Below are 12,473 nucleotides of genomic sequence, written 5' to 3' on the forward strand. Positions count from 1 at the left end.
ACTTGTTATGAAAAAGCTATCTTGTTCAGGCCTTGTCCACCCATTTTTTTTGATCATTATCATTATCCTGATCTCAATTCCGATGGGTTTTTATGGCATGTATCTCTATATTGCCCCATCTTTGCCTGAAATGTCCACGCTTAAAAAGGCGCCTTTATTAAAGCCTTTACAAGTTTTTAGTTCAGATAATGAATTAATTGCTGAGTATGGTGGCAAGCTTTCTGTTCCCGTGAAATATGAACAAATTCCATCCGAGTTTATTCATGCTTTCCTCGCCGCTGAAGATTCCAGCTTTTTCGAGCATAGCGGAATCAGTTTTAAAAGCTTAGGCCGTGCAGTCAGTGAAAGTATCACCGGTTCGGATGTGCAGACCGGTGGTTCCACTATCACCATGCAGGTGGCGAAAAACTATTATCTCAGCCCCGAACGAACACTCAAGCGTAAACTGACTGAAATTTTTCTGGCCCGTAAGATTGAGCAAAGCCTAACCAAAGAAGAAATTCTGACACTCTATGTGAATAAAATCTTCTTGGGTAAGAATGCCTACGGGATCGCAGCAGCAGCCAAAATTTACTATAACAAGAGTTTAGAAGAGCTTTCGATTGCGCAAATGGCCATGATCTCTGGCCTGCCTAAAGCGCCTTCTCGATATAATCCGGTGGCCAATCCCAAACGTGCTCTCGAACGTCGCAACTGGATTTTAGGACGTATGCTGCAACTGGGTTATCTGAACCAGAGTCAGTATCAACAAGCGATTGCTGAACCCATCAATCTGGATATGCCTGACCGCAGTACCCGCAATAAATTCCCGTATGTCGGTGAGATGGTGCGTTCTGAACTGGTACAAAACTTTGGCGAACAGGCGGTAGATTCTGGCTACAAGGTCTATACCACCATCCATAGTGAACGCCAGACCTATGCAGAACAGGCGGTACAAGAGGGTCTGGAAGCTTATGACCGTCGACATGGCTGGCGTGGTGCTGAAGCACATGATCAACCGCTGGAAAATTTCCGTGCCTATGCCAACACCTACCCTGCTCAAGTAACCAAGGTTGGCAATTCCAGTTTTGAAGCGTTGATGCAGGATGGCACCACGGTAACTGTACCGTGGTCCGGTATGTCTTGGGCGCGTCGCTTTCGCAATGTCAACAGTGTAGGTGGTGCGCCTAGCAAAGCTTCCGAGATTGTCAAAGTCAAAGATATTATACGTTTACGACCGAATCAGAATAAAACCTCGTGGTCGCTGGTACAAATTCCAAATGTGCAAGGACAGTTGATTGCCATCAATCCAAATAATGGTGCAATTGAAGCCATTGTGGGCGGATACAACTTTTATCAGTCGAAATTTAACCGTGCAATCCAGGGCTGGCGTCAACCCGGCTCTACGATTAAGCCTTTTGTTTATGCACTGGCTTTAGAACGAGGCATGACACCGCATACCATGGTGAATGATGCACCAATTACCATTGGCAAATGGACACCTCGTAATTCAGATGGCCGTTATCTGGGGATGATCCCGCTACGCCGCGCACTATATCTTTCGCGCAATACCGTTTCAGTGCGTTTATTACAGGCTGTCGGGATTGAACGTACCCGTCAGCTGTTTATGGATTTTGGTTTACAGGACAATCAGATTCCGCGTAACTACACCATCGCACTCGGCACGCCTCAGGTTCTGCCGATTCAGATGGCGACAGGTTATGCGACTTTTGCCAACGGTGGTTACCGGATCCAGCCACATTTCATTACCCGTATTGAAGATGCCTATGGCCATACCATTTTTGAGGCTCAGCCTGAATATGCGTGTATTTCCTGTATCAATACCGAAGAAGAACCTGCTCAACCGGCCGACACCATGACCGCAGATGACGAAGCGATTGCAATCAACAATACAGGTCTAGAACAGAAACAGGCTGCACCCAAAGTCTCTGCTGAAGACAGCAATTATCGTCAGGCACAGCGTATTTTAAAATCCAGCTCTGCCTATGACATGGCCAATATTCTGCGTGATGTGATTCAGCACGGTACCGGCCGTGCGGCCTTAAGAATCGGGCGAAATGATATTGGGGGCAAAACCGGAACCACCAATGACGCCAAAGATGCCTGGTTCGCAGGGTTCAATGGCAAACTGGTTACTATCACCTGGGTCGGCTTTGACCAGCCTAAAACCTTGGGACGCCGTGAATATGGTGGTGTGGCAGCCTTACCGATCTGGACCGACTTTATGGGCAATGCCTTAAAAGGTCAGCCAGAAGCATGGGTGCGTTTAGACCGTAATGCCAAGGCACCAGTGAATCGAAGCAAGGCAGTTCAGGGTGATGAAGCGCAGAATGATCCGTCTTCACCACCAATGGCCACTACGCTTTACCGCCTGGCACCTGTGGTCGTCCCGAAACGGACAGAAACGGATTTCGAAGATCTGCCGGGACAGGAAATCGCTGTGCCAGATACTGCTGAAACAACTGCTCCGCCAGAACAGCCGCTTCAACCAAGCAAAGTGGACGCTTTAGAAAACCTGATTCAAGAAGTGCAATAACCACAACCGACAAACTAGTATAAAAAAGCCCTCAACAATGAGGGCTTTTTTATCGGTGAATTTTTATTTTTTCTGAAACAGATAGATCTGATATTGCGCCAGCAATTTAAACTGATCCTGCTGTTCAAGTGCCAGACGGCGTTCAGGTTTGGCCTTGTAAGCATACGGCGTCATAGCAATCAGGTTTTTTAAATCTGTCTGTGGCAAAGTCATCGGGGCATCAATCACCTGCTCACTGAGCAGATCAAATTCATCTTGCAGTTGCTCAACAAACTTTTGCGGTTCGTGGGGTTTCACTTCTTCAAAAAGTGCCTCACGCATTGCATATAAATGCTGTGGCGCAGGTGTCACCACCATTAAATAACCTTCAGCTTTTAAAACCCGTAAAATTTCCTGTTTTGGGATCGGACTGAACAGGCTGGTACACATATCAATCGACCCATCCAGCACCGGTAAAGTCGCCCCGGTTCCTACGACCCAGGTGATATTTTTATTGAGCTTGGCCGCGACCTGAACGGCATTTTTGGCAATATCCACCCCGACGCATTGCAGCACTTCAGTCTGCATGGCATCAGTATAGTAGCCTTCACCACAACCAATATCTAAAAGATTTTCAATACGCAGCTCTCGCAGCTTCTCCACCACGGCCTGTTGCAAAGGCGCATAATGACCCGCACTCAAAAATGCACGACGTGCCTGGACGGACTCAGGCGTATCCCCAGGGTTTTTACTGTGTTTATGTTGCACCACATGCAGGTTCACATAGCCTTGCTTGGCCACATCATAGCTATGATGATTCTCACATCGCCATGTTCTTTCATTTAAGCTCAACTGCTGGCGACAGACTGGGCACATGAGTAAATTCATCATTCTCTCCAAAACAAAAAAGCCGGCCTGCGCCGACTTTTTTCAATGCATCTCTTAGCGCAATTTTAAGGTCATTAGACCCAAAACCACCAGCATAATCGTAATAATCCAGAAACGAATGACGACTTGAGTTTCACGCCAGCCTTTCTTTTCATAATGATGATGCAGCGGTGCCATCAGGAACACGCGTTTATTGCGCATTCTTAATGAACCAATCTGCAAGAATACTGAAATCGCTTCGACCAAGAATACACCCGCCATAATCGCAAAGACGATTTCCTGGCGAACCATCACGGCAATCGTCCCCAACATCGCACCCAGCGATAAAGCACCGACATCACCCATAAACACTTGCGCAGGATGGGCGTTATACCACAGGAATGCCAGACCGGCACCAATCATCGCCGCACAGATCACCACCAGTTCAGAGGAATATTTCACATAGGGAATATGCAGGTAATTGGCAAAACGCACGTCGCCGGCCAGATAGGCAAATACACCCAGACCTGCCGCAACCAGTACAATTGGCATAATCGCCAGACCATCCAGACCATCGGTGAGGTTTACCGCATTGGATGCACCATTGATCACAAAATAAGTGAAAATAATGAAGCCAATCCCCAGTGGAATAGCCGACAGCGGAATCGTCAAATCTTTAAAGAATGGAATCAAAAGATCCAGCATATTCGCGGTATGTACCGGATTGGTCTGCTGCTGTGCAATCACATACAGGGCAATACCGACTCCCAATGCACCGACCGAAGTCCAGAAGAATTTTTTCTTCGCAGGCAGACCGGCATTGTCTTTATATCGGATTTTAATCCAGTCATCCGCCCAACCCACGGCACCGAAGATGACCATCACCGCCAGTACAATCCAGACATAAGGATTGGAAAGATCCGCCCAAAGCAGGGTCGAAATACCGATTGAAAGCAGGATTAGTACGCCGCCCATGGTCGGTGTACCCATTTTCTTGGCATGGTTTTCAGGGGCATACGAGCTGACCGCCTGACCATATTTGAGTGCCTGAAGCTTGCGAATCATGATAGGACCCAGCACCAGACCAATGGTCAATGCCGTCAGGACACTGAGCAACGCACGTAAAGTTAAATAACGAACCACCTGAAACGTGCTGTCAAAGCCCGCCAAATGTTCAAAGAGCCATAACAGCATTTAGAGTTTCTCCATCAATGCAGCCATCAATGTTTCCATATGGGTATAACGCGACCCTTTAAACAGAAATGACATCGGCTGAGGTTGATGTGTTTCAATCAAATGAATTAAAAATGGCAATGCCTGCTCCTGATTCAGGAAAGCCTGCATTTTCTTGCCATATTGGGTACTACGTGCACCTTCCTGTGCGGCAGGTGCAAATTCACCCACAGCCACCACAAAGTTAATGCCTTTGACCGAGACCAGATCTCGACCCAGCTTATAATGTTCCATCGCAGCCGATGAACCGAGTTCACCGATATCACCGGTCACCATGACCCGAATGCCCTGCTGCTGTGCCAAAACTTCAGCTGCTGCACGCATTGAACCAGGATTGGCATTGTAGGTATCATCAATCAGCAAATACTGTTTGTGTTGAATAAAATTCAAACGGCCTTTGGCACCCACAGCCTGCTCCAGACCGGCCACAATATCATCCAGACCAATCCCGATTGCCAAAGCAAAGGCAGCTGCTGCTGTGGCATTTTCAACATTATGTTCACCGGCAAAGGGCAGCTGAACTGTTTTCGAAGCTTGTGGTGTATTCAAGGTAAAGGTAGAAGATTGCGCATCGAGCACGACATCGCTGGCATACACTTCACCGCCGGCACCAAAACTTAAGCTTTGTTCAGTTTTGACCGCCTGACGAATGGTTTCAGTAAAATCATCTGCGGCAGGAATAATCGAGGTTTCTGTAATATGCGCATAAATTTCAGATTTGGCAGTACAAATGCCATCACGACCGCCGAATTCACCCAAATGCGCAGTCCCGATATTAATAATCCCGGCCACATGCGGCTGTACCATGTTTGAGGTGTACTCAATTTCGCCCTGATGACTGGCACCCAGCTCCATCACTGCATACTGATGTTCGGGACGTAATTCGAGCAACATCACCGGTACGCCGAGGTCATTATTCAGGTTGCCACGCGTGATCAGTGTCGGCGCAAGACGAGACAAGATGCTCCCCAGCATTTCCTTGGTGGTGGTCTTGCCACTGCTGCCGGTCAAGGCAATGACTTTGAGCTGAGGATTCTGCTGACGACGGTATGCGCCCAACCGCCCTAGTGCCAAACGGGTATCGTCTACGACAAGCTGGCAGATATCAATATCGAGCGGTCGACTGACGATCGCAATCTGACAGCCGCTTGCTGCTACTTGTGCCACAAAATCATGGGCATCAAAGCGCTCACCTTGCAGCGCAAGGAAAGCATCCCCTTGTTCAGCATCACGCGAATCGGTCAGAATACGTTTGATGGCGTCTGCCGGTTTTTTATTATTGAGCCAATCGCCTTGAGTCGCTTGTTCAAGCTGTTCTGCTGTCCAAGGTGCAAGTGGCACAGTACTGGTTGTTGAGGTATGCATATCTGAATCCTAATACGCTGGATAAGCTGAATCTGCGCTGTGATGCTGGGCATCAATCGCGGCTTGCACTTCGACCACATCATCAAACCAGTGACGTACACCATCAATTTCCTGATAATTTTCGTGACCTTTGCCTGCAATCACCACGATGTCCCCTGCCTGCGCGTGTTTAACGGCAAACTTGATCGCTTCACGACGGTCATGAATTTCATGGTAGCTTTTGCCTAAAAAGTCGATGCCATTTTTCATATCGGCAAAAATTTGTGCAGGATCTTCGGTTCGCGGATTATCGGAAGTCAAGACCGCAATATCCGAACCTTCTAATGCTGCTTGCGTCATCAGTGGACGCTTGCCGCGGTCACGATCGCCGCCACAGCCAAAGACGGCCCAGAGATTTTGCGCAACATGACGTTTTAAAGTGATGAGAGCCTGAGTCAAGGCATCAGGTGTATGCGCATAATCCACTACAAATAGGCGCTCGCCATCACGCAGCACCTGCATCCGGCCTGGTGCACCTTTGAGCTGTGGCACAGTCACAATCAAGCTGTTTAAATCAAATCCGGCCTGCTCTGCCATGATCAGACTGGCAACCAAATTTTCAATATTGAAATGTCCAAGCAGCGGACTGTTAACAACATATTCAGCAGAAGCAGTTTTCAGCTTAAAGGCTGCACCTGAAATGCTGTATTGAATATCCTGAACCTGATAATCCGCAGCTTGACGGGTTGAATAGGTCAAAATTTCTGGCTGTGAGGGATTGTTGCGCGCTGCATCAATCATGATATGAGCATGCGCATCATCCAGGTTGATGACAGCCACTTTTAAACTTTCAAATTTAAATAAAGCAGATTTGGCTTCTGCATAAGCTTGCAGCGTCCCGTGATAATCCAGATGATCGCGACTTAAATTACTATAGCCCGCAATCTCGATATCACAGCCATTCAAGCGACCTTGCTCCAGACCATGCGAACTGGCTTCAATCGAGGCAAATTTAGCACCGGCTTGAGCATAAACATGCAAAGCATTTTGCAATTGCAAAGCATCGAGCGTGGTATGCGACGAGGCTTCCAGATTTGGCAAAATCCCGTTACCTGTAGTCCCCATCACTGCACAAGCTTTGCTTTGCAACATGAACAGTTCCGCAACCAAACGTGAAATCGTGGTTTTACCATTGGTGCCGGTCACTGCAAGAATACCTGCAGCCTGAACAGGTTGGCTGGCTTGTAAGTATTGTTTTTGCCACTGTCCCATCAAATGTCGGACATCAGCAACCACCAGATTGGGTGAGATATCCAATTCGATTTCAGAAATCACCGCTAAGGCACCCTGCTCTAAAGCTTTTTGTGCAAATACTGCCGTTTTTTCTGGTTGTGACAGACTGGTCAGGGCAATAAAAATTTGCCCTGCCTTAACTTTACGGCTATCCAGTTCGAAACCCTGAAAGGCTTGGGTCATCCATTCAGCAGTATCCTGAACGGCGTAGAGATCTTTAAATGTAATAGACATTGATCACCTATTTACTGGACTTTGGGAGATTCTAAAGGTTTGTCCAGAGGGACATTTAGCAGACGCAAGGATTCCTGCATCACGCGTGCAAATACCGGTGCCGATACCGTACCGCCGTAATAGGTGCCTTGCGGATTTTCGACCACCACCACCATGGCAATACGCGGATCACTCACGGGCGCTACGCCAGCAAACAAAGCCCGATATTCATTGGTAGAATAGCCTTTACGATCGGCACGCAGTTTATGCGCAGTACCGGTTTTCCCTGCCACACGATAACCCGGAATTGTCGCGCGCGTAGCGGTACCGCCAGGCAGAGTTGCTACTTCCAGCATAAGCAAGACCTGATCTGCAATATTGGCATCAATCATTTGCTCACCCTGCGGCTGTTCTTCCAGCTTGTACAGGCTCAGCGGCATTCTCACCCCCTTATTGGCCAGCATGGCATAAGCATCCGCCATTTGCAGCACAGTAGCATTCAGACCATAACCATAGGACATGGTTGCCACTTCTGACACATTCCATTTACTTGGTGGCAAGATCAGACCGGCACTTTCACCCGGGAATCTTACTGCTGAGCGTGAGCCAAAACCCAAGCGTTTATAGAAAGTAGGTAGAGTTTCATACGGCAAAGACAAGGCCAGTTTGGCGACACCCACGTTCGAAGATTTCTGGATAATACCGCCCAGTGTTAACTGACCATAGTTATGCGTATCACGAATGGTGTGATTGCCAATTCGCATACTGCCCGGTGTGGTGTTGACCACAGAATTGGCCGTATATTTACCACTTTCCAGAGCCATTGCCACGGTGAAGGGCTTCATGGTCGAACCCGGCTCGAAGGAATCCACCGCACCACGGTTACGCATGGCATCCTTGTTCAGCAGACCATTTTTATCATTCGGGTTATATGATGGCCAAGATGACAAGGCCAGAATTTCTCCGGTTTTTACATCGACCGCAATCGCAGTCGCAGAACGGGCATTATTGGCCACACCTGCCGCAGTCAGTTCACGGTACATAATATATTGCAGACGCGAGTCGATACTCAGGGTGATATTCTCGCCCGGCTCGACTTCTTTAATCACCTCCGGCTCTTTAACCCGGTTGCCTTTTTTATCCCGGATAATCTGCTGCTCACCATCTTCACCTGCCAGACGGGTATTGAGCTGCATTTCCAGACCTTCAATCCCGGTGCCTTCACTATTGGTCAGACCAATAATCTGTGAATTGGGCTGTGGCTGTGGATAATAACGTTTGTAGTTTTTCTCGGTATACACGCCTTGAAAATTACGCTTCATGATCAGTTCAGCCTGTTGTGGCGGAACTTCTTTTTTCAGGATCAGATAACGAGAACGCGGGCGTTCTTGCATTTTTTTGCGTAGTTCTGCCCGATCCATACCGACTGCATCGGCCAGTTCATCCAGATTCAGGTTTTTATCCGGCAACTGGCGTTTCAGCTTGCGGCTATCTGGCTCTTTTTCTAGTGCCAGTATGGTCTCGTCATAGATTTTTTTATTGTCAAAATAGTCACGTGGATCAATCACGATTTTCATGATCGGCGTACTGATCGCTAGCGGCACCCCATTACGGTCATAAATTACGCCACGCATGGCCTTGATGGTATTGGTTCTTAAAATATTGGCATTGGCTTTATTTTGCAAAAAATCCTTATTGATAATCTGCACATAGAAGGCACGGCAAATCAGTGTAATAAAACACAGCAACACCACCGCCCACATGATATAGAAACGATTGATATACACATTTGAGGCGTTTTTGTCGGTAACTGATTGTTTTTTACGTACCGCTTGCTTCTTTCTTTTGTCTATCATGTCCGAGCGCTAGCCTTATTTTTTCTCATCTGAAGTTTGTGGTAAAGAAATGACGACACTTTGTGAAACCGGGGGAGAATACATGCGCAGCTGGGTGACAGCACGTGTGCCAATCTGCGCAGTTGCACCAAAAGTTTGCTGTTCAATTAACAAGCGCCCCCAATCTGCATTCAGGTCATCACGCTCACGCAGATAAGTGCTCAGTTTTCTAGTGTCCTGACGATATTCAAACACCTGAAATACCACAAAGACTGCACTGATGAAGACCATCAGTATCAAGACGAGATAGATGCAGGCTTGTTTAAGCCACAACTTTTCTGTTTTTTTATCAACCACTTCAGTTTTCATGATGTGCCTATTAAGCTAAACGTTCTGCGACCCGGAGCCATGCACTACGTGAACGAGGATTGGCTTTGACTTCTTCGTCACTGGCTTTTACTCGGGATACCTTCTTTAAACGTCGTGTATCTTTTTGCTGCCCCGGCATTCCCCAGCCAAAATCTTCGTCTAATGTAGATTCTTTTTGAATAAACTGTTTGATCAAACGGTCTTCCAGAGAGTGAAAGCTAATTACGGCCAAACGTGCCTCAGGTTTTAAAACCTCAACTGCTTGAGGCAAGAAGACTTCAATATCTTCTAATTCTTTATTAATAGCAATACGAATCGCCTGGAAAGTACGCGTCGCAGCATGCTTATTTTTTTCCCATTTTGGATGCGCGACTTTCACAATTTCCGCAAGTTGAGCCGTGGTCTCAATCTGCCCTGCCGCCTTGATGGCTTTGGCAATCCGGCGACTATAACGCTCTTCACCGTATTTAAAAATGATATTGGCCAGTGCTTCTTCTTCAATTTCAAGCAGCCATTCTGCTGCAGTTGGACCTTGAGAATTGTCCATGCGCATGTCCAGCGGGCCATCTTTCATGAAACTGAAACCACGTTCGGCCTGATCCAGCTGCGGCGAAGACACGCCTAAATCTGCCATCACCCCATCCACGGTCTCAATCCCAAGCTCAGCCAGTGCGTCTTTCAGATCGGCAAAGCTGGCATGAATAATTTTAAAACGTGGATCTTCCTGTTCTAAGATTGCTGCCGTCTCTAGGGCCTGAGGATCTTTATCAAAGCCATACACACGTGCATGTTCATCTAATTTTGATAACAATAAACGGGTATGTCCGCCACGACCAAAAGTACCGTCCACATAAATTCCCGTATTGCGACCCGCCAACAAGGCATCAATCGTTTCGTGAAGTAATACAGAAATATGTGACATAAAAACTCAATCAATAGGGCGAAAAATTTAACTGCACATTATCACTCTGTTTTAGCAAAGCTCCAAACGACTTTTTGTAGATAAATATTACTTTCCATAGAGAAAACCGTTTTTATTTGAGTGTCGTCAATAAAAAAGCCTCCGCAAGGGAGGCCTGTTTATCTGTAATTCGTCTTCAAATCAGCAGATTAACGTTTTGAGTTATAGATCTGATCAAAAATCGCGCCATTCACAAAATGGGTTTTCTGTGCATTGGCCCAGCCACCAAACACTTCATCAATGGTAAAGGTTTTGATTTTCGGGAATTGTGCTGAATATTTGGCTAATACTTTCTCATTGCGCGGACGGTAGAAATGTTTGGCTGCCATTTCCTGACCCAATGGGGAGTACAGGTAGTTGATATAACCTGTTGCCAACCATTTATTGCCATTTTTATCCACGGTACGATCGACAATGGCCACCGATGGCTCGGTCAAAATCGTAATTGACGGATAAATAATATCAAACTTGTCTTTACCCAAAGTCTTTTGGGTAACCAGTGCTTCATTTTCCCAAGTCAGCAATACATCACCAATGCCACGCTCAGCAAACGTGGTCATCGAAGCACGTGCTGCTGAGTCCATCACTTTGACATTTTTATAGAGTTTACCGACAAAGTCCTGTGCTTTGGCTTTATTACCCCCCGGCTGTTTCTCGGCATAGCCCCAGGCAGACAGGTATACCCAACGTGGCAAACCACCGGTTTTCGGGTTGGGGGTAATAATTTCTACGCCTGGCTTGGTCAGATCACTCCAGTCCTTGATGCCCTTCGGATTGCCCTTGCGCACCATAAACACGATGGTTGAGGTATAAGGTGCAGAATTATGCGGAAACTCTTTTTGCCAGCCGGGTTGAATCTGACCAGATTTCACGATTTCTTCGATGTCATTGGCCAGCGCCAAAGTCACCACATCGCCTTTTAGGCCATCGACCACCGAACGTGCCTGCTTGCCCGAACCACCATGTGACTGTTTAAAGTTCACATCCAGACCGGTCCGGTTTTTCCAGTAAGCACCAAATGATTTATTGAATTCATCATAGAATTCACGGGTTGCATCATAAGACACGTTTAGAAATTGACGATCAGCCGCCTGTGAGGCAGTCGCTGTCAAGCCTAGACCTGTAGCCAATAAGGCAACGCTAAATAACGATTTTAATTGATTTTTCATGAGCGCACGGGAGTTTATCTTGTATAGATATAACTATATGAAATAAAATCATTTATCGCAATTCAACCTACAACATCACAACACGATATAATCAAAGGTTTTTTATTCTTAATCATCTGTTTTTAAAAACAAAATATAGCCAGTCATTTCACTTATTTCGAATATATAGAATTTTATGCATTAAATATAAAAAAAACGGATAACGCTTTATCTATTTTCTTCATTCAATTTAGATTCAAGCTTGTTATCGCTTTTCATTATAAATCTGGTCATAAATCGCCCCATTCACAAAATGGGTTTTTTGCGCTTTTTCCCAGCCACCAAAGACTTTATCAATGGTAAAGGTTTGAATTTTCGGAAATTGGGCGGAATATTTGGCAGCCACTTTAGCATCGCGTGGACGGAAGAAATATTTCGCAGCCAACTCCTGCCCTTTCAGGGAATACAGATAATTCAAATAGCCTTTCGCCAGATTGGCATTGCCATTTTTATTCACATTTTTATCAACGATCGCCACCGATGGCTCGGCCAGAATTGAAATAGAGGGTTGACATACTCCCACCACTTTCACGATGTTCAAGTGGGGGATTCTAAAAGCAAAAGCTCTTAGGTGACTTCCTCACGGATTTCACTTGCTTTCTGCTTCGCAAGGCGACCTTTACCGCATCCACCCT

The 12,473-nt window shown here is 46.6% G+C and carries 9 protein-coding genes and 1 pseudogene; 1 reads left to right on the forward strand and 9 read right to left on the reverse strand.

Going from position 1 to position 12,473, the window contains the following annotated elements:
• Positions 1–7 precede the first annotated feature (7 nt).
• Complete coding sequence (ponA, locus tag FTU40_RS13070; RefSeq protein ID WP_180041108.1) at positions 8–2,536, forward strand: penicillin-binding protein PBP1a; 2,529 nt, start codon at positions 8–10, stop codon at positions 2,534–2,536.
• Between the two features lie 63 nt (positions 2,537–2,599).
• Here ponA and FTU40_RS13075 read toward each other — a convergent pair whose 3' ends face one another.
• The 9 genes and pseudogenes from FTU40_RS13075 to FTU40_RS13115 all read right to left on the reverse strand — a co-directional run.
• Positions 2,600–3,403: a putative RNA methyltransferase gene (locus tag FTU40_RS13075; RefSeq protein ID WP_100329404.1), complete on the reverse strand. Its 804-nt coding sequence runs from the start codon at positions 3,401–3,403 to the stop codon at positions 2,600–2,602.
• A 54-nt stretch (positions 3,404–3,457) separates the two neighbouring features.
• A complete protein-coding gene (mraY, locus tag FTU40_RS13080) occupies positions 3,458–4,576 on the reverse strand; it encodes a phospho-N-acetylmuramoyl-pentapeptide-transferase (RefSeq protein WP_005094334.1) in 1,119 nt (372 codons plus the stop codon).
• On the reverse strand, positions 4,577–5,980 hold the full coding sequence (gene murF / locus FTU40_RS13085; protein WP_159138843.1) for a UDP-N-acetylmuramoyl-tripeptide--D-alanyl-D-alanine ligase: 1,404 nt from the start codon (positions 5,978–5,980) through the stop codon (positions 4,577–4,579). It abuts the gene before it with no gap.
• A 9-nt stretch (positions 5,981–5,989) separates the two neighbouring features.
• Complete coding sequence (locus FTU40_RS13090) at positions 5,990–7,486, reverse strand: UDP-N-acetylmuramoyl-L-alanyl-D-glutamate--2,6-diaminopimelate ligase (RefSeq protein ID WP_180041111.1); 1,497 nt, start codon at positions 7,484–7,486, stop codon at positions 5,990–5,992.
• 11 nt (positions 7,487–7,497) lie between these two features.
• A complete protein-coding gene (ftsI, locus tag FTU40_RS13095) occupies positions 7,498–9,321 on the reverse strand; it encodes a penicillin-binding protein PBP3 (RefSeq protein WP_159138845.1) in 1,824 nt (607 codons plus the stop codon).
• Between the two features lie 15 nt (positions 9,322–9,336).
• Complete coding sequence (gene ftsL, locus FTU40_RS13100) at positions 9,337–9,669, reverse strand: cell division protein FtsL (RefSeq protein WP_005094344.1); 333 nt, start codon at positions 9,667–9,669, stop codon at positions 9,337–9,339.
• A gap of 10 nt (positions 9,670–9,679) precedes the next feature.
• Positions 9,680–10,591, reverse strand: a complete 912-nt coding sequence (gene rsmH, locus FTU40_RS13105) for a 16S rRNA (cytosine(1402)-N(4))-methyltransferase RsmH (protein ID WP_159138846.1) — start codon at positions 10,589–10,591, stop codon at positions 9,680–9,682.
• 188 nt (positions 10,592–10,779) lie between these two features.
• Entirely contained in the window at positions 10,780–11,799 is a 1,020-nt protein-coding gene (locus FTU40_RS13110) for a sulfate ABC transporter substrate-binding protein (RefSeq protein ID WP_005168906.1), read from the reverse strand.
• A 244-nt stretch (positions 11,800–12,043) separates the two neighbouring features.
• A pseudogene (locus FTU40_RS13115) lies at positions 12,044–12,355 on the reverse strand (sulfate ABC transporter substrate-binding protein); the annotation flags it as partial.
• Between the last annotated feature and the right edge of the window lie 118 nt (positions 12,356–12,473).

Source organism: Acinetobacter sp. YH12100 (genome assembly GCF_013419135.1).
GTDB lineage: Bacteria > Pseudomonadota > Gammaproteobacteria > Pseudomonadales > Moraxellaceae > Acinetobacter > Acinetobacter pseudolwoffii.

What these genes read in the sequence shown, in the direction of transcription:
- FTU40_RS13090 (WP_180041111.1), bottom strand. Translation starts at nt 7,486, where the DNA reads ATGTCTATTACATTTAAAGATCTCTACGCCGTTCAGGATACTGCTGAA.
- FTU40_RS13110 (WP_005168906.1), bottom strand. Translation starts at nt 11,799, where the DNA reads ATGAAAAATCAATTAAAATCGTTATTTAGCGTTGCCTTATTGGCTACA.
- mraY (WP_005094334.1), bottom strand. Translation starts at nt 4,576, where the DNA reads ATGCTGTTATGGCTCTTTGAACATTTGGCGGGCTTTGACAGCACGTTT.
- ponA (WP_180041108.1), top strand. Translation starts at nt 8, where the DNA reads ATGAAAAAGCTATCTTGTTCAGGCCTTGTCCACCCATTTTTTTTGATC.
- ftsL (WP_005094344.1), bottom strand. Translation starts at nt 9,669, where the DNA reads ATGAAAACTGAAGTGGTTGATAAAAAAACAGAAAAGTTGTGGCTTAAA.
- murF (WP_159138843.1), bottom strand. Translation starts at nt 5,980, where the DNA reads ATGCATACCTCAACAACCAGTACTGTGCCACTTGCACCTTGGACAGCA.
- rsmH (WP_159138846.1), bottom strand. Translation starts at nt 10,591, where the DNA reads ATGTCACATATTTCTGTATTACTTCACGAAACGATTGATGCCTTGTTG.
- ftsI (WP_159138845.1), bottom strand. Translation starts at nt 9,321, where the DNA reads ATGATAGACAAAAGAAAGAAGCAAGCGGTACGTAAAAAACAATCAGTT.
- FTU40_RS13075 (WP_100329404.1), bottom strand. Translation starts at nt 3,403, where the DNA reads ATGAATTTACTCATGTGCCCAGTCTGTCGCCAGCAGTTGAGCTTAAAT.